Source organism: Paenibacillus sp. TSM33 (genome assembly GCF_056099025.1).
On sequence record NZ_JBLZXB010000010.1, the window covers coordinates 1 to 20,505 of the forward strand.

Annotated in this window: 19 protein-coding genes, 1 rRNA gene and 1 riboswitch; of the genes, 18 read left to right on the plus strand and 2 right to left on the minus strand. The window is 47.8% G+C overall.

What is annotated here, in order from left to right; translation table 11 throughout:
• Positions 1 to 19: 19 nt before the first annotated feature.
• The 4 genes from rrf to ACN6NF_RS04085 all read left to right on the plus strand — a co-directional run bounded on the left by rrf (position 20) and on the right by ACN6NF_RS04085 (position 3,851).
• Positions 20 to 136, plus strand: a 5S ribosomal RNA gene (gene rrf / locus ACN6NF_RS04070).
• A 216-nt stretch (positions 137 to 352) separates the two neighbouring features.
• On the plus strand, positions 353 to 1,345 hold the full coding sequence (locus tag ACN6NF_RS04075) for a beta-ketoacyl-ACP synthase 3 (protein WP_474315397.1): 993 nt from the start codon (positions 353 to 355) through the stop codon (positions 1,343 to 1,345).
• A gap of 133 nt (positions 1,346 to 1,478) precedes the next feature.
• Positions 1,479 to 3,614, plus strand: a complete 2,136-nt coding sequence (locus ACN6NF_RS04080) for a DNA topoisomerase III (protein ID WP_474315399.1) — start codon at positions 1,479 to 1,481, stop codon at positions 3,612 to 3,614.
• A gap of 99 nt (positions 3,615 to 3,713) precedes the next feature.
• Complete coding sequence (locus ACN6NF_RS04085; protein ID WP_016819760.1) at positions 3,714 to 3,851, plus strand: hypothetical protein; 138 nt, start codon at positions 3,714 to 3,716, stop codon at positions 3,849 to 3,851.
• A gap of 181 nt (positions 3,852 to 4,032) precedes the next feature.
• Here ACN6NF_RS04085 and ACN6NF_RS04090 read toward each other — a convergent pair whose 3' ends face one another.
• On the minus strand, positions 4,033 to 5,193 hold the full coding sequence (locus ACN6NF_RS04090) for a type II asparaginase (protein WP_474315402.1): 1,161 nt from the start codon (positions 5,191 to 5,193) through the stop codon (positions 4,033 to 4,035).
• 352 nt (positions 5,194 to 5,545) lie between these two features.
• Positions 5,546 to 5,674, minus strand: a complete 129-nt coding sequence (locus tag ACN6NF_RS04095; RefSeq protein WP_013369463.1) for a DUF4023 family protein — start codon at positions 5,672 to 5,674, stop codon at positions 5,546 to 5,548.
• Positions 5,675 to 5,868: 194 nt separating this feature from the next.
• Here ACN6NF_RS04095 and ACN6NF_RS04100 point away from each other — a divergent pair, with 194 nt between their 5' ends.
• From ACN6NF_RS04100 to purH, 14 genes are all read left to right on the plus strand, one after another.
• Positions 5,869 to 6,132: a DUF1294 domain-containing protein gene (locus tag ACN6NF_RS04100; RefSeq protein ID WP_013369464.1), complete on the plus strand. Its 264-nt coding sequence runs from the start codon at positions 5,869 to 5,871 to the stop codon at positions 6,130 to 6,132.
• 148 nt (positions 6,133 to 6,280) lie between these two features.
• Positions 6,281 to 6,715: a universal stress protein gene (locus ACN6NF_RS04105; RefSeq protein WP_013369465.1), complete on the plus strand. Its 435-nt coding sequence runs from the start codon at positions 6,281 to 6,283 to the stop codon at positions 6,713 to 6,715.
• Positions 6,716 to 7,066: 351 nt separating this feature from the next.
• Positions 7,067 to 7,168, plus strand: a riboswitch (purine riboswitch).
• A gap of 148 nt (positions 7,169 to 7,316) precedes the next feature.
• Complete coding sequence (purE, locus tag ACN6NF_RS04110; RefSeq protein WP_013369467.1) at positions 7,317 to 7,802, plus strand: 5-(carboxyamino)imidazole ribonucleotide mutase; 486 nt, start codon at positions 7,317 to 7,319, stop codon at positions 7,800 to 7,802.
• The gene (purK, locus tag ACN6NF_RS04115) at positions 7,799 to 8,974 is read left to right on the plus strand and encodes a 5-(carboxyamino)imidazole ribonucleotide synthase (RefSeq protein WP_474315405.1); all 1,176 of its coding nucleotides are present in this window, start codon (positions 7,799 to 7,801) and stop codon (positions 8,972 to 8,974) included. The genes purE and purK overlap by 4 nt, the downstream gene beginning before the upstream one ends.
• Before the next feature lie 2 nt (positions 8,975 to 8,976).
• Positions 8,977 to 10,275 carry an adenylosuccinate lyase gene (gene purB, locus ACN6NF_RS04120; RefSeq protein WP_474315406.1) on the plus strand — a complete coding sequence of 433 codons (1,299 nt, stop codon included), beginning with the start codon at positions 8,977 to 8,979 and terminating at the stop codon, positions 10,273 to 10,275.
• 218 nt (positions 10,276 to 10,493) lie between these two features.
• On the plus strand, positions 10,494 to 10,676 hold the full coding sequence (locus ACN6NF_RS04125; protein WP_474315408.1) for a hypothetical protein: 183 nt from the start codon (positions 10,494 to 10,496) through the stop codon (positions 10,674 to 10,676).
• Between the two features lie 209 nt (positions 10,677 to 10,885).
• Complete coding sequence (locus ACN6NF_RS04130) at positions 10,886 to 11,767, plus strand: phosphoribosylaminoimidazolesuccinocarboxamide synthase (protein WP_474315410.1); 882 nt, start codon at positions 10,886 to 10,888, stop codon at positions 11,765 to 11,767.
• Positions 11,768 to 11,825: 58 nt separating this feature from the next.
• Positions 11,826 to 12,071 carry a phosphoribosylformylglycinamidine synthase subunit PurS gene (purS, locus tag ACN6NF_RS04135; protein WP_063209723.1) on the plus strand — a complete coding sequence of 82 codons (246 nt, stop codon included), beginning with the start codon at positions 11,826 to 11,828 and terminating at the stop codon, positions 12,069 to 12,071.
• Positions 12,072 to 12,075: 4 nt separating this feature from the next.
• The gene (gene purQ, locus ACN6NF_RS04140) at positions 12,076 to 12,765 is read left to right on the plus strand and encodes a phosphoribosylformylglycinamidine synthase subunit PurQ (protein ID WP_016819768.1); all 690 of its coding nucleotides are present in this window, start codon (positions 12,076 to 12,078) and stop codon (positions 12,763 to 12,765) included.
• Entirely contained in the window at positions 12,743 to 14,986 is a 2,244-nt protein-coding gene (purL, locus tag ACN6NF_RS04145) for a phosphoribosylformylglycinamidine synthase subunit PurL (protein ID WP_474315414.1), read from the plus strand. The genes purQ and purL overlap by 23 nt, the downstream gene beginning before the upstream one ends.
• Positions 14,971 to 16,452 carry an amidophosphoribosyltransferase gene (gene purF, locus ACN6NF_RS04150; protein WP_474315417.1) on the plus strand — a complete coding sequence of 494 codons (1,482 nt, stop codon included), beginning with the start codon at positions 14,971 to 14,973 and terminating at the stop codon, positions 16,450 to 16,452. Before purL ends, purF begins: the two co-directional genes overlap by 16 nt.
• A gap of 707 nt (positions 16,453 to 17,159) precedes the next feature.
• The gene (gene purM, locus ACN6NF_RS04155; RefSeq protein ID WP_474315418.1) at positions 17,160 to 18,200 is read left to right on the plus strand and encodes a phosphoribosylformylglycinamidine cyclo-ligase; all 1,041 of its coding nucleotides are present in this window, start codon (positions 17,160 to 17,162) and stop codon (positions 18,198 to 18,200) included.
• Positions 18,200 to 18,814, plus strand: a complete 615-nt coding sequence (purN, locus tag ACN6NF_RS04160) for a phosphoribosylglycinamide formyltransferase (protein ID WP_474315420.1) — start codon at positions 18,200 to 18,202, stop codon at positions 18,812 to 18,814. The genes purM and purN overlap by 1 nt, the downstream gene beginning before the upstream one ends.
• A gap of 130 nt (positions 18,815 to 18,944) precedes the next feature.
• Positions 18,945 to 20,489, plus strand: a complete 1,545-nt coding sequence (gene purH / locus ACN6NF_RS04165; protein WP_474315421.1) for a bifunctional phosphoribosylaminoimidazolecarboxamide formyltransferase/IMP cyclohydrolase — start codon at positions 18,945 to 18,947, stop codon at positions 20,487 to 20,489.
• Positions 20,490 to 20,505 lie beyond the last annotated feature (16 nt).

Consider the following 20,505-nt stretch of genomic DNA (forward strand, 5'->3'; position numbering starts at 1 on the left):
TTTGCGAAGCAAATTCATGTTTGGTGGCGATAGCGGAGGGGTTCCACACGTACCCATCCCGAACACGACCGTTAAGCCCTCCAGCGCCGATGGTACTTGGACCGCAGGGTCCTGGGAGAGTAGGACGTTGCCAAGCAATAAGTAAAAGGGACCATGATCTTTTTGAGATCATGGTCCCTTTTTTTGTATTAAATAATAGTTGAATTTTAATTAAAGTAAGTTGGTTATAAGTTCGACTGAATCTGTGGATATTAGCTAGTAAATAGATACACATTTTTTAAAGAAAATTAGTACCAGGTATTAGTATCTGGTGTTATAATATGAATAAGGATTATAAAGGAGAGTGATCAGAATGTTAAATTCAAAAGCGAAGTTAACGGCTATAGGCACTTATGTACCTGAACGGATTTTGTCAAATGCTGACTTGGAGAAGCTTGTGGAAACTAGTGACGAGTGGATTGTACAACGGACGGGTATGCGGGAACGGCGAATCGCGGCTGAAGATCAGTATGTATCTGATTTATGTATACAAGCTATTAAACGTATGGTTAACCTTTATAATGTAAATGTGGACGATGTTGACATGATCGTTGTAGCCACGAGCACCCCTGATTACTATTTTCCTAGTACGGCTTCACGTATCCAGGCCTATTTTAATATTCCGAATACAGGGTCAATGGATGTTAGTGCTGCGTGTGCAGGCTTTGCCTATGGACTTCATTTGGCAAATGGCCTTATTACAGGTGGACTACATCGTAAGGTTCTAGTGATCGGAGCCGAAACCTTATCCAAAATTACAGATTATACGGACCGGACGACATGTGTTCTTTTTGGAGATGGGGCAGGGGTAGCACTTGTTGAATATGATGAGGATGAAGGATCGTTTTTGACCTCAGATATAGGAACCTTTGGGCAAGGAGGAGCGCATCTCTACCTCGCAGGATTATCTAACTATTTGGATGGAGAGAAACTGCAAGATAATGGTTTTATCGCTCAAAATGGACGCGAGGTTTACAAATGGGCTGTACGCTCTGTTCCAGCTGGAATCGAACGATTAATGGATAAGGCAAATATGAAGAAGGAAGATCTTGACTGGTTTGTACCTCATAGCGCTAATCTGAGAATGATTGAGTCCATATGTGAAAAGAGTGCAGTACCTTTAGAAAAGACGCTAACGAGTGTAGAGTTGTATGGCAATACCTCGGCGGCATCCATTCCATTGGCTTTACAGTGTGGATTGGATGATGGACGTTTAAGATATGGACAACATGTGGTGTTATATGGATTCGGGGGAGGCCTGACGTATGCGGGCCTGCTATTAAAATGGAGTGTGCCTGATTTGTAAGCTGCCTAACAAATGCATAAGCAATAGTAATAGTGTGTAAAGATCATGTTAATAAAGAGACGTTGGTTGGCATTAGATTTATCGTAAGATGGCAGGATGGTATAATTAACATTATGAGAGAAAGGAGCGTAACATGAAGGTATTGGTATTGGCAGAAAAACCATCCGTGGCCAGAGAGATTGCACGTGTGATGGGCAGCCGTGAGAAGCATAAAAGTTATATAGAAGGACCTAAGTATGTAGTGACCTGGGCTTTGGGTCATTTGGTCGGATTAGCAGAGCCTGAGGATTACGATTCTAAGTATGCGAATTGGAACTTGGAGGACTTGCCCATTCTTCCGAAGAACTCCAAGTTAAAGGTATTGCGGGAGAGCAATCACCAGTTCAAAGCTGTACAGCAGCTGATGAAACGACAGGACATTGGAGAACTTATCGTGGCAACAGATGCTGCTCGCGAAGGAGAACTGTTGGCGCGTTGGATTATACAAATGGCAAACTGGAAAAAGCCGTTCCGGCGCTTATGGATTTCCTCGCAGACGGATAAGGCAATTAAGGCAGGTTTCGCGAAATTATTGCCTGGCCAGCAGTTTGATCGTTTATATGAATCGGCTCGTTGTAGGGCTGAGGCGGACTGGATGATTGGTCTCAATGTGACCCGGGCGTTAACGGTTCGTTATAACGCTCAGCTTTCGGCTGGAAGGGTGCAGACACCGACACTGGGGATGATTATGGAACGTGAGAAAGAGATCACCCAGTTTCGTTCTCAGGAGTATGATACTTTGACGGCCGATTTTGGACATTTTCAGGCAATATGGCGGGCAGAAAATGGGGATTCACGCATGTTTGACCGTACTCAGGCAGAGACTTTGCGCCGCAGGCTTGAAGGGGGCAAAGGTACAGTTGTGAGTGTTAAAAAGAGTGAAAAAAACGAGCCTCACCCGCTGGCGTATGACTTAACTGAGTTGCAAAGAGATGCTAACCAGCGCTACGGCTTCTCGGCCAAGCAGACGTCCAATGTCCTTCAGCGTCTGTATGAGCAGCATAAGCTGGTGACCTATCCACGTACAGACAGCCGTTATCTTACCTCCGATATGGTGGGTACACTTAAGGAAAGGCTCAGTAGCGTAGCAGTCGGCCCGTATGCTTCCTTAGCACATCCACTATTGCGTAACAGCTTGCCAATCACCAAGCGAGTTGTGGATGACAGTAAAGTCACAGATCACCATGCGATTATTCCCACTGAGCAGACATTATTGCTTAATCAGTTAAGCCCAGAGGAACGTAAGCTGTATGATCTGATTGCACGCCGTTTTATTAGTCTGTTCTACCCACCTGCACGTTATGATGCTGTAGCTGTATCCGTCATAGTGGAGCAGGAAACATTTCAGGTAAAAGGTACAACCATAAAAGATAGCGGTTGGCGTGCTGTATATGACGAAAGTCATTATGAATTGGACGATGAAGAGACAGATGATCGGGAAAATAACGGACGGGGCGTTATTTTACCTGAGCTGAGAAAAGGAGATTCCGTCCAATTGCAGCGTTGTATTGTACGAGCTGGACGGACGATGCCGCCGAAGCGGTATACTGAAGCAGCCCTGCTGGCTCAGATGGAAAAGCACGGTCTGGGTACTCCAGCTACCCGCGCAGATCTAATCGAGAAACTCGTTAGCTCGGATACGATAGAGCGCCAGGGAAACGTGATGCATCCAACTGGAAAAGGCAAGCAACTGATCGAACTGGCGGCTCCGCAGCTGAGAACGCCTGAATTGACGGCACGATGGGAAGCAGAGTTGGAACGGATAGCCCGGGGGCAAGGACAACCTGAGCCATTTTTGAATTCTATCCGTGCTATGGCGAAAGAATTGGTTACTACTGTGAAAAATAGCAGTGCGGAGTACAAGCCTCATAACGTGACGAATAGCCATTGTCCGGATTGTGGTACAAAGTTGCTGGAGAAGAAAGGGAAGAAAGGCAAGTTCCTTGTATGTCCAAGTGCGGATTGCGGTTACCGTCGTTCAGGGGAAAAGCGCCTGTCCAATCGACGTTGCCCGCAGTGTCATAAGAAAATGGAAATAAAAGAGGGCAAGGCAGGTTTGTATGTAAGATGCTTACCCTGTGGCATTACGGAGACGCTGGATAAGGACAAGCAACGGGTAAACAAACGGGAACAGCAAAAGCTGGTAAAACAGTTTGAAAAGAAGGAATCTTTTGGCTCCAGTTTGGGTGATTTGCTAAAAGCAGCAATGGAGCAAAAGCAGGGCGAATAAAGAATGGCTCCAATGTGTTACAAGCTACACAATTAGCAGGCGTATGTCGGTATAAAAAAGCTTACTCCTTGGCATGGTAATCCGAGGAGGTGAGTATTTATGCCCAAACATAAGCCGCTTAAAATCAATAATCAGCAAAATAAATCAAGTATACTGGAGGAAGAAATCGCTGCTCATCCAGAGAAGCAAGCTAAATATCCTCCAAGCTTGAATGGGATTCCCAAACAGCAGTCTTAATGCTACCTGTAAGGGAAAACGAATGGCTGTATAAGACCAAGACGTTTGGATACCAGATGTAATCGTTATGGGTGCCAGACATTGTCTTGCATAAAAGAAGCAGCAGTACGGCGGTCAACCGTAACTGCTGCTTCTTTTTTATAATAAGGATGTTGTATTTATTTGATGTGGATAACTGCTCTTAGTATTCATTAAAAAAAGCTTGAATTTGATTAACATCATGCGTTTGGGTCAAAGCGAGCATGAGTAAAATCCGTGCTTTTTGCGGATTGAGCGAATCGGTGGACACAAAGTTCGATGCTGCGTCTTTTGTCGATGGGGACACAACTCCACTCCCTACGCGGGTGGAGCGAGCAATAATAACTCCTTTTTTACCTGCAGCCTCTGCGCCTTCTGAGGAGGTCTTGGACAAGGAACCATTACCGGAACCAGCGACCACTATGCCCTTGGCACCAGCTGCTACGGCAGCATCATACAAATAGCGACCGTTGTTTTGATACTCATATAAAATATCTACTTGTGGTAGTTGGGTGAGATTAGAGATATCGAATACAGAAGAAGTCGTATGCTTATGAGTGGATTTATTGTAGTAGTAAACTTGATCGCCCACTACAGCTCCAAGGTAGCCCTGTTCCACAGACTTGAACGTGTCGACTGCTGTTGTGTTCGTTTTCGTGATGTATCTTGCTGCACCGATGCGATCGTTCAGCAATACGAGTACACCTTGGCCTTTGGAGGCTGAAGCACCGGCAACTTTTACAGCATTATAAAGGTTAAATGGACCATCGGCACTGATGGCAGTAGCTGGGCGCATAGAACCAACAACAACCACAGGCTTATCGCTTTTAACGACAAGGTTGAGGAAGTATGCTGTTTCTTCCAATGTATCTGTACCGTGGGTAATAACAATGCCGTCTACATCATCTCTGGCAAGCAGCTCGTTGGTACGTTTGGCAAGTTTTAAGAGAATTTCATTATCAACGTCGGGGCTACCTACGTTAACCACTTGCTCGCCACTGACATTTGCAATACTTTTCATCTCAGGAACGGCATTGATCAAGGTTTCAACACCTAATGCGCCTGCTTTGTAGCCAGTTGTATCCGTGTTGACGGAGGATGACCCTGCAATGGTCCCTCCTGTGGCCAATATTTTAATATTGGGTAAGTGATTAGTTTGTGGATTTTCAGATTTGTCCGAAGTTGTAGTACTAGAAGTAGATAACGTTGTACTGGTTGTAGCTGCCGCCGCAACGTTAGCGGTAAATCCACCACTCCATAAGGTACTTCCGAGAATAAAGCTGGCCAACAGGGGAATCATTTTCATTTTTTTCATGTTAGTCATATAAAGCTCCTCTCCAATCTGAAACCTCAAAATGATAGATTAACTGACAAATATTTTGTCGAATTACGTTAATATCACGCATTATAGGGTGTAAAATCGTTTTTAGTCAATATATATGTTAGGAAACATGACTTTAAAACTTACTTTTTCATATGTAACCGCTTTAACTACAGACGAATGGGAAAAAATACAAAAAAACAACAAGCAGAAATCTTACAAGGAATCTGCTTGTTGTTTTTGATAAAAGGTGAACAACTGGTTTTACCTTTAATTTCATTTAATGAGAGTGACAAGGTGAAGTTTGTGTTTTACGGTATTTACATAGTTCTACAATTGAATACAGATCCCATGATCAGGGGTTTTTGCTATGCTGTTTTGTTGGCAAGCTAGCGCTGGGAGTCCCTTTTCCTTGTTTACGGTTACGTTCTGCCTTTTTTGCATTTTCTCGTAGCTTTTCAACGTATTCATGGGTGCTTTCCATCGTAGTTCCTCCTTTAAGACAAAATAGATGCACTCGGGAATTGCCCTCATACACCGTTACTATTTCCGCAAAAACGTTTTCCCAGTCAGAGAAAGCGTTGTTTCTATAAAAGGGGTGGGGTTATAATGGAGGAGAGAGCCCTATATAAGTCCTAATACCTGAAACTGGTACGGTGTGCAAAAGGAGGAGAGACATTGCAGACAGGCTTGTTGGTTTGGCTGCTGTTCATCAATGCAGTAGGCTATCTGGTAATGTCGGAAGATAAAAAGAGAGCACGTAAACACCGTGATCGCGTACCTGAACGGACGTTGTTTTTGCTGGCCCTGATCGGGGGCGCATTGGGTGTACTCATTGCGATGTACCGCAAACGCCATAAAACACGGCATATGACCTTCAGATTAGGTATTCCTGCGTTGCTATTCATTAACGCATTGCTCTATGGGTATTTTTTACGGTAAGGCTGGGAGTTTAGCTTCTCATAGGGAAGTTTAATGAGGATTGAGAAGGCTATTCTCGGCCATTACTTGATGTAATGGAGTGAACAACCACAGGAATACATATTTCAGGCTTTGATTAAACAAACTGAATTCGGAAGAGGTGCGTATTATGCTATTTTCAAAAGTATTGCTTGCTTATGACGGTTCGGATGCATCCAACAAAGCTTTACTGAAGGCGGCTGAATTGGTGAAGGCATCACCCTCCTCGAAGCTTGAGGTAGTAACAGCATTCGATTTCCCGCGGATTTTTATGGGCGAAGGTTTGGCTCCAATTCCAGCTTCGGTGAATAAAGAGTATTATGATTTGGCTGAGCAAACTACGGATGAAGTTAAAAAGCGGCTTGCTGAGCAAGGTGTAGACGCCAAGGTGGAGCTGATTCAAGGTTCGCCGGCCGAAGTCATTTTGGATTATGCCAATGAGAATGGCTTCGATGTGATTGTGATTGGCAGTCGCGGATTGGGTGGTATTCGTGAATTTGTATTAGGTAGCGTAAGTCACAATGTGGTGCAGCATGCACGTATCCCCGTGCTGGTCGTAAAATAACGAAGTAAAAAATGTAAAAGTCGGATCACTACCTGTACAGGAAGTGCCGGCTTTTTATTTTTGTTGGTAGAATGTAATGCTGGCCGTTATCAGTGTAGGTAGAAAGATAGCTAAATGTAATACAGTAGTCCTGAGGTATGCATATAAAGGGCTTGGTTTTTGTTAAACACGAACATTTAATTGCATCATTATGACAATGTTCGTTTTCAAGTTGACACAGGGTGTAGGGAATTGTTAAACTATGAAGTGTATTGTCGATAAAAAATGAACTTTAGGTACAATTTAATTAGGTACACATGTTGGAGCCGAAACCCATCACGATTATGCTGGGAAAGTATAGCGTTTTGGTATGGAGTAAGCACAATCCTGACTCGTATAATGCCGGGGATATGGCCCGGAAGTTTCTACCTGGAAACCTTAAATTTCCGGACTACGGGAGACATACGGCTGAAGCCGCATTGGATGCGGTGGAACAGGCTTGCTTTTGGCATGCCTTTAAGAGGCTCTGTCGTTTGTTTTTTCGTAGTCCGGTGTCTTGAAAATAACATTATTTTCGAGTGCCGGATTTTTGGCGCTTATTGATAAACAGGGAGTGAAGGACATGTCAGTGCAGGTCGCTGTCATTATGGGCAGCACATCAGACTGGGACACCATGCAACATGCATGTGCTGTGCTGGACGAGCTTGAAATCGGATATGAGAAAAAAGTAGTTTCAGCCCATCGTACACCGGATTTAATGTTTCGTTTTGCAGAAGAGGCCGCCGGGCGCGGACTAAAGGTCATTATTGCTGGAGCGGGTGGAGCTGCACATCTGCCGGGAATGGTGGCTGCGAAGACATCCTTGCCAGTGATTGGTGTGCCTGTCCAGTCGAAGGCTCTGAATGGTCTGGACTCCTTGCTCTCCATTGTGCAGATGCCGGGTGGTATTCCTGTTGCCACTGTGGCAATCGGTAAGGCAGGCTCTACCAACGCAGGGCTGCTAGCTGCACAAATATTAGGTGCTTTTGACGAAAAGATAAGTCAGCGGGTTGTGGCAAGACGCGACCGTATCCGTGACGAGGTACTGGAAGGCAGTGACTCGCTATGAATGAAGCATGTGAATCCGCAGGCCGTATCCGCCCTCCTGGCACAGTGATTGGAATTTTGGGAGGCGGACAATTAGGCAGAATGCTTGTACTGGCAGGAACAAACCTAGGCTATCGCTTCGTGACGCTAGACCCTGCACCGGATAGCCCGTGTGGACAGGTGTCAGAACAAATCCGTGCAGCCTATGATGATGAGCACGCGGCCAAGGAGCTGGCTGAACGGTGTGACGTGATCACGTATGAGTTTGAAAATGTGGATGCGGGTGTAGCCGCGCTTTTGGAACAGGAATCCAGTGTACCGCAGGGCAGCAGTCTTTTATACACAACACAGCATCGTCTGCGGGAAAAACGTGCTATTGAAGCAGCTGGTGTTCCTGTCGCTCCATATCGTGAAATCGGCAGTCCTGCTGATATGGCTCAAGCGGTAGCCGAACTGGGTGTGCCGTGTGTGCTCAAAACAGCAGTCGGCGGTTATGATGGCAAGGGTCAAGTGGTTATTCGCCAATCAGAGGAAGCCACGAATGCCTACGAGCAACTGGCTGGAAGCGGTGCGGAACTGGTGTTGGAACAGTTCATCCGTTTTCGCTGCGAAATCTCGGTGATTGTAGCTCGCAGCACGAACGGTGAAGCCAAAGCCTTTCCACCTGCGGAAAACATCCACGTGAACAACATTTTGCACACGTCGATTGTACCCGCACGCGTACCTGAAGCTGTCCAGGAGGAAGCACGCAAATTGGCGCTGGCTGTGGCGGAGTCATTGGATGCGGTGGGGCTGCTCGCTGTGGAGATGTTTGTCACCGAAGATGGACAATTATACGTTAATGAGTTGGCGCCACGCCCCCATAACTCCGGCCATTACACGATGGAGGGATGCGCCACCTCGCAATTTGAGCAACATATACGTGCGATTTGTGGTTTGCCACTGGGCAACACGAAGTTACTGACTCCGGTGGTGATGGTCAATGTACTAGGTGAGCATTTGGAGGACGTAATTCGACGGTTCGGACAATCAGATGCTGAAGCTGAAAGATTGAGTGTTGTACCAAAACTGCATTTGTATGGAAAAAGTGAAGCCAAGCCAGGCCGAAAGATGGGACATATTAATCTGTTGTGCCAGGACACGGAACAAGCGCTGGAATGGATTGATCAAACCAATATTTGGGGGAATAAATAGTCATGATCGAACGCTATAGCAGACCGGAAATGAGAGCGATTTGGACGGAAGAAAATAAATTTAAAGCTTGGCTGGAAGTAGAACTGTGTGCCTGTGAAGCATGGGCTGAGTTAGGCGTTATCCCAAAAGAAGATACTGTGGCTCTGCGCAAAAATGCAAGCTTTGATATTGAACGGATCTATGAAATTGAGCAGGAGACAAGACATGATGTCATTGCTTTTACCCGCACGGTATCCGAAAGTCTTGGCGACGAGCGCAAATGGGTACATTACGGTCTAACCTCCACAGACGTGGTTGATACGGCCCTAGGCTATCTTTTAAAGCAGGCGAATGAAATTCTGGAACGAGATATCTTGAATTTTATTGAAATTTTGAAGGAAAAAGCATTGGCTTACAAGCACACACCGATGATGGGACGTACACATGGAGTGCATGCAGAGCCGACCACATTTGGACTGAAGATGGGCCTGTGGTACGAGGAAATGAAGCGCAATCTGGAACGTTTCCGCTATGCTGCTGACCAGGTACAATACGGTAAAATGTCCGGTGCAGTTGGAACATACGCCAACATCGACCCGGCTGTGGAAGAATTCGTATGCCGGAAGCTGGGCACCAAGCCTGCCCCGATTTCTACACAAACACTCCAGCGCGACCGTCATGCTGAATACATGGCCACGTTGGCGTTGATCGCCACATCGTTGGACAAGTTTGCTACAGAAGTCCGTGCATTGCAAAAGAGTGAATTCCGTGAGGTAGAAGAAGCTTTTGCCAAGGGTCAAAAGGGATCTTCCGCCATGCCGCATAAACGCAATCCGATCGGAAGTGAAAACATCTCCGGTCTGGCACGTGTGATTCGTGGGCATATGATATCGGCGTATGAGAACGTAACACTGTGGCATGAACGCGACATTTCGCATTCTTCTGTAGAACGTATCATTCTGCCGGATGCAACGATGCTGTTGAACTACATGCTGAACCGTTTTGGCAATATCGTGAAAAATCTGACGGTCTTCCCTGAGAATATGAAGCGCAATATGGCGCGTACGTACGGTGTTCCATTCTCTGGCCGTATTATGACGAAGCTGATCGACAAGGGCTTTAGTCGTGAAAAAGCTTACGATACCGTACAACCACGTGCTATGCAGGCATGGGAAGAGCAACGCCAGTTCCGCGAAATCGTCGAGGCGACTCCGGAAATTACTGCCGTGCTTAGCCCCGACGAGATTGAGGATGCGTTCAACCCGGCTTGGCATTTGAAGAACGTGGATACGATCTTTAAAAAGCTGGGATTAGGGGAGTAGAGGGAAGGTTGGGGCTGGAGAGGCTCAGGAGCGGGATGAGGCCGCTGCGCGAACGGATCATTCTTCCGATTGCTGTTGCCCCTGGATTCCTGTGATTGAAATAAACCCGTAAAGGTGGAATCCAGGGGCAAAGGCAAGCGCTAACGCTTCTCCAGAACGATTCCGTCCGCTTCGCTACTTCCAGCACCAACCCTCATGTGGGAGCAGAACTCGGATAGGTGCGGCACATAAGATGCCGCACCTCCCCAAGAGTGATGGAAAAGCGTGTTCTACTACTTTTCCATCACAAGCAACCGCTCCTGGAAGAACTGCCGAATTTGCGCAGCAAACAGCCGCAGTCCTTCCAGGAACGCGAAGGCTCAAGAAGCGAAGCCTTGAGCCAGCCGTCCGCGCCGACGTAAAAGCGATGCTGAATGAGGGCTTGTACCAACAAGCCTTCATCCAGCGGAACGCGCTCGCTTCACCGTAGCTACAAAATAGACGCCCTCACCCTGCTCACCAGCCAACCCTTGCGGCAGCAGCCCTGGGGGTCCTCCCTGAGGGGAGGATTTAGGAGGGGCAAAGGTTCGATTTAGGAGGGGCCATACTCTTTTGAAAGAGGTGTAATGAAATGTCATTGTCTACCGCCGAAGGTCTGATTCATGCGCCGCTTTTGTACAAAGGCAAAGTGCGTGAGTTGTATGATCTCGGAGAACATTTTCTGATTGTCGTGACGGATCGGATTTCGGCTTTTGATTATGTATTGGAGCCGCCCGTGCCGGAAAAGGGGAATGTTCTGAACAAGCTCAGTGCTTTCTGGTTTGAGCAGACGAAAGACCTGCTGGAGAACCATGTCGTGCATACCGATGTAAACAAGCTCGGACATGTCATCGACGATCAGTATAAGGAGCTGCTAAAGGATCGGATCATGGTCACGCTGAAGGCTGAACGCATCGATATCGAGTGTGTGGTGCGCGGATATATTACCGGAGGTGGCTGGCGTCAGTATGAACAGACCGGTGAGGTAAACGGTATTCCATTGCCTAAGGGGCTACGTAAGAATGAACGCTTTCCCAAGCCTCTATTTACACCGGCTGCAAAAAACGACGTCGGTCACGACGAGGACATTTCCCTTCACCAAATGAAGGAACTGGTCGGGGTTGAGCTAACCGGTGAGCTTGAGGAAAAAAGCTTAGCATTGTACGAATTTGCGCGTGCTTTCTGCGAAAAGCGAGGAATCATTTTAGCGGATTGCAAGTTTGAGTTTGGTCTTGTTGATGGCAAGGTGATTTTGATTGATGAAATTTTCACTCCGGATTCATCTCGTTTCTGGGCACAGGAGAAGTATGAGCTGGATGTGGAGATTGACAGCATGGACAAGGAGCCGGTGCGAAGCTATTTGGCAGCCTCCGGTTGGGACAAGAACAGCAAGCCCGATCCGTTGCCTGCTGAGGTCGTAGAAGAAACAACTGCAAGATATACGGATATTTGGCGGCGTCTGACGGCACAGTAAATAGTAATCATAATTCAACCAATAGGATTCACTCATTCGGAGGAGGAACTGAAGGAACATGATGAAAGCAACAGTCTATGTCACGATAAAGCAAAGCGTTTTGGACCCGCAGGGGGTCGCGGTGCAGGGCGCACTGCATTCTATGGGTTTCGGAGAAGTGGAAAGCGTCAGAATTGGTAAGTATATGGAACTGAATCTGGATACAACAGACCGCGAGAGTGCAGAGAAACGCATCATCGAGATGTGTGAAAAGCTGTTGGCCAACACGGTCATTGAAGACTACCGCTACGAACTGGAGGGCTGATTCCATGAAATTTGCAGTTCTGGTTTTTCCGGGCTCCAACTGTGATATTGACTGCTATAAGGCGATAGAGGACACGGTCGGTGAACCTGTCGATTATGTTTGGCATACTGCAACGGATCTGTCACCTTACGATTGTATTCTTGTTCCGGGAGGCTTCTCCTACGGGGATTATCTGCGGTGTGGTGCGATTTCCCGGTTTGCTCCAGTGATGAAGGAAGTAGCCAAAGCGGCTGCCGAGGGCAAATATATTTTGGGGATTTGCAACGGTTTTCAAATTTTGACCGAAGCCGGGCTGTTGCCAGGAGCTTTGCGCCGTAATCTGTCGATGAAATTCCTTTGCCGTGATACGGTGTTGCAGGTTGCGAATAACCAAACGCCTTTTACAAGAGATTATGCTGCGGGTGAAGAGATCATTATTCCGATCGCACATGGTGAAGGCAACTATTACTGTGATGATGAGACGCTGGCTCGTTTGCAGGCGAACAATCAGATCGTATTTACGTATAAAGATAATCCCAATGGTTCCATGACGGATATTGCAGGGATTTGTAATGAACAAGGTAACGTGCTGGGCATGATGCCCCACCCGGAACGCGCGGTGGACGCATTGCTTGGAACGGATGACGGCAAACGTATGTTTACATCTATTTTGAATGCTTGGAGGGATCGTCATGGCGCAGCAAGTGTCCGCTAAGGAACCGACGGCAGAGCAGGTTGCCGAACATAAACTGTATCAGCAGATGGGTGTGTCGGACAGTGAATATGCGCTGATCTGTGAATTCATGGGGCGTCAGCCGAATTATACGGAGATTGGCGTGTTCAGTGTTATGTGGTCAGAGCATTGTGCTTACAAAAACTCCAAGCCGTTGCTGAGACGTTTCCCTACGAGTGGTCCGCGAGTGCTGATGGGACCCGGTGAAGGAGCAGGGATTGTAGATATTGGAGACAACCAAGCAGTTGTATTTAAAATCGAAAGTCATAACCATCCATCCGCTGTAGAACCTTTTCAAGGGGCAGCGACTGGAGTAGGCGGCATTATCCGTGATATTTTCTCCATGGGTGCAAGACCTGTGGCGGTGTTGAACTCGTTGCGTTTTGGCAAGCTGGAGAGCGACCGTGTGAAATATTTGTTTGAGCATGTGGTATCGGGTATTGCGGGCTACGGGAATTGTATCGGTATTCCGACCGTGGGTGGAGAGGTTGTATTTGACGAAAGCTACGAAGGCAATCCGCTCGTCAATGCAATGTGTGTAGGATTGATTGACCATGATAAAATCCAGCGCGGTGTGGCAAAAGGAGTCGGCAATCCGGTGTTTTATGTGGGGCCTCCGACAGGTCGTGACGGGATTCACGGAGCGACCTTCGCATCCGTTGAGTTGACAGAGGAATCCGAAGCGAATCGGACTGCGGTTCAAGTGGGCGATCCATTCATGGAAAAGCTGGTTATGGAATCATGTCTGGAACTGATCGACAGCGGTATTGTACTGGGTATTCAGGATATGGGCGCAGCGGGACTTACCTGCTCCAGTGCTGAAATGGCAAGCAAGGCGGGCAACGGTCTTGAGCTGTACCTGGATCAGGTGCCGCAACGTGAAGAGGGCATGACACCTTATGAAATGATGCTGTCTGAATCCCAGGAGCGTATGTTGTTCGTTGTTGAGCCTAAGGATGAAGCACAGGCGCTTGAAATTTTCGAGCGTTGGGGCGTCATTTGTGCCAAGGTCGGTAAAGTGACGGATGACGGTCGTTTGCGTTTGTTCCATCACGGTGAAGTGGTGGGTGATATGCCAGTGACGGCGCTGGTTGACGAGTGTCCGATCTATGACAAGCCTTCCGAAGTCCCTGCTTATTATGAGCAAAATGCTGCGATTGACACACTTCGGTATGCAGAAGTAACGGACTTGAACGGCGCGCTGAAAAAGGTGCTATCTTCACCAAGTGTAGCTAGCAAGAAATGGGTATACGAGCAATATGATTACATGGTTCGCACCAGTACGGCCGTTCGTCCGGGTTCGGATGCAGCTGTAGTGACCGTACGTGGCACCCGCAAGGGACTTGCAATGACTACGGACTGTAACGGACGTTATGTATATCTGGACCCTGAGGTAGGTGGACGGATTGCAGTCAGCGAAGCAGCTCGAAACATTGTATGCTCTGGTGGAGAGCCTTTGGCGATTACGGACAATCTGAACTTTGGTAACCCTGAAAAACCGGATATTTTCTGGCAAATGGAAAAAGCCGTAGACGGTATGGCAGAAGCTTGCCGTGTACTGGATACACCTGTTATCGGGGGCAACGTTAGCTTGTACAACGAAAATGCCAAAGGTTCGATCTATCCGACGCCTGTAGTCGGAATGGTCGGTCTGGTACATGATACAGATCATATTACGACACAAGGCTTCAAAGCCGAAGGCGATGTCATTTTCCTAGTGGGAGAGACGAAGGCTGAACTAGGAGGCAGTGAGTTCCAGGCTGTCGTGCACGGTGTATCCGAAGGACGTCCGCCTGAGCTCGATTTGAATGTAGAGAAAAAACTGCTGACAGCGGTGCTAGGAGCGATTCAGGCCGGATTGGTACAATCCGCACATGATCTCGCAGAGGGCGGATTGGCTGTAGCGCTTGCCGAATCCGGCATTAGCAGCGGATTAGGAGTGCAGGTTAACGTAGAAACGTCTTTGCGCCCTGACCATGCTTTATTCAGCGAAAGTCAATCCCGCATTTTGTTATCTGCATCACCGGATAAAGCGTCTGCGCTGGAAGCACATCTGCGTGGACTGGAAGTACCAGTTACCGTATTGGGAAAAGTTGAAGGATCACAATTGACAGTTGAGGTGAACGGACAACCCGCTTTGAACGAGGCAGTCGCCAGTTTGAAGCAAATCTGGGAGGATGTCATTCCATGTCTGATGAAATAACAGCACGGACGTTGTGGACTGGAGATTATTATAATGAAGGCTCGGGTAAAGAGGGGCTGTTCGATAAATTAAAAGAGGAATGCGGCGTATTCGGGGTGTACAGACACTCCGATGCCGCTTCCCTAGCCTATTACGGCTTGCACGCGCTTCAGCATCGTGGTGAAGAAAGTGCAGGTATCTGTGTGAGCAGTGGCGACGAATTCCATTATCATCGTGGAATGGGACTTGTCAAAGAAGTATTTAATAAAGACTTAATGGCTTCGTTGACAGGCGATATTGCCATAGGACATGTGCGCTATTCGACAAGTGGAGACAGTAAACTGACGAATGCACAGCCTTTGGTGTTCAAGTATCGTGATGGTGATTTGGCGGTAGCGACGAACGGAAATATCGTGAATGCTTTGCAAATTCGGCATGAGCTGGAGCAGGGTGGGTCTATTTTTCAAACAACCAGCGATACCGAAGTAGTAGCACATTTGATCGCCCGGTCGTCCAAGGATTTAGTGGAGGCTGCCAAGGATGCATTAAAGCGTATTGTCGGTGGGTTTGCTTTCCTTATTATGACCAATGACAAGCTGCTTGTGGCTTCTGATCCCAACGGCTTGCGTCCATTGACGATGGGCAGATTGGGCGATGCTTATTTGTTTGCATCCGAGTCTTGTGCCTTGGAAACTATTGGTGCAGAACTGTTGCGCGATATTGAGCCAGGTGAACTGCTAGTTCTGGATAAAAACGGACTGCACGAAGACCGTTATACGGAAGCTAAGCAGCGTAAAGCGCTGTGTGCGATGGAGTATATTTATTTTGCTCGTCCTGACAGTGACTTGAATGGTTCTAATCTTCATGCAGCACGCAAACGAATGGGCAGCCAGATGGCGCTAGAGGCTTTTGTCGATGCAGATTTGGTTACCGGTGTACCGGATTCCAGCATTTCGGCTGCAATTGGTTATGCAGAGCAAACAGGTATTCCCTATGAGCTGGGCATGATTAAAAATAAATACACTGGACGTACCTTTATTCAACCGAGTCAGGAGCTGCGCGAGCAGGGTGTGAAAATGAAGCTGAGCGCCGTACGCCGTGTTGTTGAAGGTAAACGGGTCATTATGATCGACGACTCTATCGTTCGGGGCACCACGTCTCGTCGAATCGTAAATATGCTGCGGGATGCGGGCGCGTTGGAAGTACATGTACGAATTACCTCACCGCCTTTCAAAAATCCGTGCTTCTACGGTATCGACACGCCGGACCGTCGGGAACTGATCGCTTCGTCCAAAACCGTGGAGGAAATTCGGCAAGAGATTAACGCCGATTCGCTCTATTTTATGAGCGCCGAGGGATTGATTGCCGCGGTAGGCGGACATAACGAACAGGATTACAAGGGCGGTTTGTGCCTGGCTTGTTTCGATAATGATTATCCGACACAGGTAGACTTTAAAGGCGAAGAAAAGTTCGGGTGTAGTTGTTAATATAGGAAACAAAAGAGGTACAGAGGTGCATAGGGATGGCGGTTCTGAGGGAACCACTCCGCGTGTGCAAGGTTCATACGATCGCTGTTGCCGCTGGATTCTTGGATTGAAATAACCCCTTACAGGGTTAGAATTCAGCGGCAAAGGCGAACGCTTCGCTTCTCCAGAATTCTTCCACCCGCTGCGTTCCTCAGGTGTGCAGCATTTTGCAGCAGTGCCTGGACCTCTTCTGTTCCCACCGGGAAGAGGATAGGTAAGGCCGTTAAAAACTCATGGCATAACTATTTCATGCCATGAGTTTTTAACAGGCGGCTTGTAAAGCCGCCTGTGAGCCAGCGAAGCGAGGCTCAGGCAGCAGGCAGAGCGAAGCTGCCTGCCTCAAGGGCCAAAGAAGTAAGCCGCCCGTTGGCGCTGCTCACTTCTTTGACCCGGCACGTCCCCGCCTTTGCGAAGCAAACAGTCCGGGACGTGCCCCCGCCGCCGTCACTACCAAAGGCGGCCACGCATTAAAGCGTGTCCTTGTGAATTGCGGGAAGATCCGCAACTCACAAAGGAAAACACGCGACGCTCAGCACGAACCACCACCAAGCAGCACCCAATCCTACGCATCTGACCGACTCTTGAGGGGTCCAGGGGGAGCATCCCCATGGAATCCTCCCTGCTAGGGAGGACTTAGGAGGGTCAATCATTTGAAGGAGTGTTCATGAATGTCCGAAGCATACAAAAACGCAGGGGTAGATATCGCTGCCGGTAATGAAGCAGTAGAACGGATGAAAAAGCACGTTAAACGTACCTTCCGTCCGGAAGTGCTCACGGACTTGGGCGGATTCGGTGCGTTGTTCGGCCTGAATAAAGATAAGTATGAGGAGCCTGTACTCGTTTCCGGTACCGATGGTGTCGGCACGAAGCTGAAGCTTGCCTTTGCAATGGATCGTCATGACACCATTGGCATTGATGCAGTTGCGATGTGCGTAAACGATATTGTCGTCGGAGGTGCAGAACCTCTCTTTTTTCTAGATTACCTTGCTTGTGACAAGGTTGTGCCCGAGAAGATTGAAGCTATAGTCGCTGGAATCGCGGAGGGCTGCCACCAGTCGGGATGTGCGTTGGTCGGCGGTGAAACCGCAGAAATGCCGGGGATGTACAGTGAGGGCGAATATGATATTGCTGGCTTCACGGTAGGGATTGTAGATAAAAGCAAAATCATTAACGGTAGTTCTATTGCTCCTGGAGATACCGTAATCGGACTAGCTTCCAGTGGTGTTCACAGTAATGGCTTCTCACTGGTTCGCAAGCTGTTATTGGAACAGCAAGGCTATGATTTGCATGATGAAATTGAAGACTTGAACGGCAAGCTGGGTGATGTACTGCTGGAGCCTACGAAAATTTATGTGAAATCTGTGCTGGCGTTGCTGGACAAGGTAAAAGTAAAAGGCATGGCGCATATCACGGGTGGCGGTTTTATTGAAAATATCCCTAGAGTGTTACCGGATCACGTCAATGTGGATATACAATACGGCACTTGGCCGATTCTGCCGATCTTCCAACTCATGCAGGAAAAAGGCGAAATCTCCAACAAAGACATGTTCACGACCTTCAATATGGGAATTGGAATGGTGATCGTTGTCGATGTAGAGCACGCACAGACCGCACTGGAAGTTTTGAAGGAACAGGGTGAAGCTGCGTATGTGATCGGAAAAGTAACGGAAGGCAGCTCTATCGTGACCTTTACGGGAGCCGAGGTATAATGGGCAATTACCGGATTGCTGTTTTTGCATCAGGCGAAGGGACGAACTTTCAGGCTTTGGTGGATGCGGCCGCACGGGGTGAACTGGGCGGCGCCTCGGTAGAACTACTTATCTGTGACAAGCCTGCGGCTGCTGCTGTAGCTAGAGCACAGAAAGCTGGAATTGCCTGTCATACTTTTCGCCCTAAGGAATATCCTGCCCGAGAAGACTATGAGCGTGAATTGGTGGCTTTGCTGGAGCAGAAATCGATTGACCTCATCGTGTTAGCAGGCTATATGCGTTTGCTATCCAGTGTCATGGTTGATGCCTACGCTGGGAAAATCATCAATATTCATCCGTCACTGCTTCCGGCATTTCCAGGCAAAGATGCTGTTGGACAGGCATTGGCCTATGGGGTGAAGGTAAGTGGAGTCACCGTCCATTTTGTGGACGGCGGGATGGACACTGGTGCGATTATTGCCCAACGTGTCGTAGAAGTTCACGATCATGATACGGCGGAATCCTTATCCGCAGCCATTCAATCCGTGGAACGTCAGCTATATCCAGAGGTAGTTGGTAGACTGGCTCAAGGCAAAATCCAATTGAATGGCCGCAAGGTGAGCTCACTTCTCTAAAGATAACTGTAATTTGTCATATCATTGTCATAACAAGGATACTGTACAGGCATTTTCCGATATTTCTCGGGAAATAAATTGATAGAAGAGAAATTTGCAAAATTCTGAAAGAGCTAAAGGAGGAGACAAGGTGAGTATTAAAAGAGCGCTCGTCAGCGTATCAGATAAACGGGGGATCGTGGAATTTTGCCGCGAGTTGTCCAAATTGGGTGTGGAGATCGTTTCGACAGGGGGAACGAGCAGCTTGCTGTCGAAGGAGGGCATTCCTGTCATCGGCATTTCAGAGGTAACGGGATTTCCGGAAATTATGGATGGACGTGTTAAAACACTCCACCCTGCGGTACACAGCGGTTTGCTGGCTGTTCGGGATAATGAAGAACATCAGCGCCAGATGAAGGAGCTTGGATTGGATTATATCGATCTGGTCGTTGTGAACCTGTATCCTTTTGCGGAAACGATCGCCAAACCCGGTGTAACCTATGAAGACGCGATTGAAAATATCGACATCGGCGGTCCAACAATGCTTCGTTCTGCGGCAAAAAACCATGCTTTTGTCAGTGTAGTGGTCGATGCGGATGACTATGGCACTGTACTGGAGGAAATACGTAAGGATGGCGACACGGAGCTGAATACCCGTAAGCGTTTGGCTGCAAAAGTGTTCCGTCATACGGCGTCATACGACGCTTTGATTTCCGATTACTTGTCGAATGTGACAGGTGATCCTTTGCCTGAGCGTTACACTGTAACCTATGAAAAAATTCAGGATTTGCGTTATGGCGAAAATCCCCATCAACAGGCGGCATTTTATCGTGAGCCTTTGGCGGCCAAGGGTACACTAACAACAGCGAAGCAACTTCACGGTAAAGAGTTGTCTTACAATAATATTAATGATGCGAATGCAGCCCTGCAAATCGTCAAAGAATTCAGCGAGCCGACAGTAGTTGCAGTTAAGCATATGAATCCTTGCGGTGTGGGAATTGGCGGCAGTATTTATGAAGCGTACAGCAAAGCTTACGCAGCAGATCCAACATCGATTTTTGGCGGCATTGTCGCGGCTAACCGGATTATTGACGGCGATACAGCACACAAGCTGAGTGAAATCTTTTTGGAAATTGTATTGGCACCGGGCTTCACGAAAGAAGCATTGGAGATTTTAACGAAAAAGAAAAATATCCGTTTGCTTGATCTGGGTGAGCTTTCCCCGTCTGAGGCGAAGAGCCGTTTCATCGTGACTTCCATTGAAGGCGGCATGGTTGTTCAGCAAAATGACGTTCATGCTGTGGACCCGGATGCACTTACGGTTGTAACAGAGCGTACGCCATCCGAGGAGGAATTGAAACAACTTTTGTTTAGCTGGAAAGTGGTTAAACATGTGAAATCCAACGCTATCGTACTGGCGGCAGATAATATGACCATTGGCGTAGGCGCAGGACAAATGAACCGTGTCGGAGCAGCCAAGATTGCGATCGAGCAGGCCGGTGACAAAGCAAAAGGTGCCGTATTGGCATCGGATGCATTTTTCCCGATGGGCGATACGCTGGAGTTGGCAGCTAAAGCAGGCATTACAGCAGTCATTCAGCCGGGCGGTTCCATTAAAGATGAAGAATCTATCAAGGTTGCTAACGAATATGGCATTGCTATGGTCTTTACAGGCGTACGTCATTTCAAACACTAAGTTGTGTGAGTTGTAG

Bases quoted from the DNA above. Each gene is read 5' to 3' on its own strand.
- ACN6NF_RS04075 (WP_474315397.1), top strand. From the start codon at position 353: ATGTTAAATTCAAAAGCGAAGTTAACGGCTATAGGCACTTATGTACCT.
- ACN6NF_RS04080 (WP_474315399.1), top strand. From the start codon at position 1,479: ATGAAGGTATTGGTATTGGCAGAAAAACCATCCGTGGCCAGAGAGATT.
- ACN6NF_RS04085 (WP_016819760.1), top strand. From the start codon at position 3,714: ATGCCCAAACATAAGCCGCTTAAAATCAATAATCAGCAAAATAAATCA.
- ACN6NF_RS04090 (WP_474315402.1), bottom strand. From the start codon at position 5,193: ATGACTAACATGAAAAAAATGAAAATGATTCCCCTGTTGGCCAGCTTT.
- ACN6NF_RS04095 (WP_013369463.1), bottom strand. From the start codon at position 5,674: ATGGAAAGCACCCATGAATACGTTGAAAAGCTACGAGAAAATGCAAAA.
- ACN6NF_RS04105 (WP_013369465.1), top strand. From the start codon at position 6,281: ATGCTATTTTCAAAAGTATTGCTTGCTTATGACGGTTCGGATGCATCC.
- purE (WP_013369467.1), top strand. From the start codon at position 7,317: ATGTCAGTGCAGGTCGCTGTCATTATGGGCAGCACATCAGACTGGGAC.
- purK (WP_474315405.1), top strand. From the start codon at position 7,799: ATGAATGAAGCATGTGAATCCGCAGGCCGTATCCGCCCTCCTGGCACA.
- purB (WP_474315406.1), top strand. From the start codon at position 8,977: ATGATCGAACGCTATAGCAGACCGGAAATGAGAGCGATTTGGACGGAA.
- ACN6NF_RS04130 (WP_474315410.1), top strand. From the start codon at position 10,886: ATGTCATTGTCTACCGCCGAAGGTCTGATTCATGCGCCGCTTTTGTAC.
- purS (WP_063209723.1), top strand. From the start codon at position 11,826: ATGATGAAAGCAACAGTCTATGTCACGATAAAGCAAAGCGTTTTGGAC.
- purQ (WP_016819768.1), top strand. From the start codon at position 12,076: ATGAAATTTGCAGTTCTGGTTTTTCCGGGCTCCAACTGTGATATTGAC.
- purL (WP_474315414.1), top strand. From the start codon at position 12,743: ATGGCGCAGCAAGTGTCCGCTAAGGAACCGACGGCAGAGCAGGTTGCC.
- purF (WP_474315417.1), top strand. From the start codon at position 14,971: ATGTCTGATGAAATAACAGCACGGACGTTGTGGACTGGAGATTATTAT.
- purM (WP_474315418.1), top strand. From the start codon at position 17,160: ATGTCCGAAGCATACAAAAACGCAGGGGTAGATATCGCTGCCGGTAAT.
- purN (WP_474315420.1), top strand. From the start codon at position 18,200: ATGGGCAATTACCGGATTGCTGTTTTTGCATCAGGCGAAGGGACGAAC.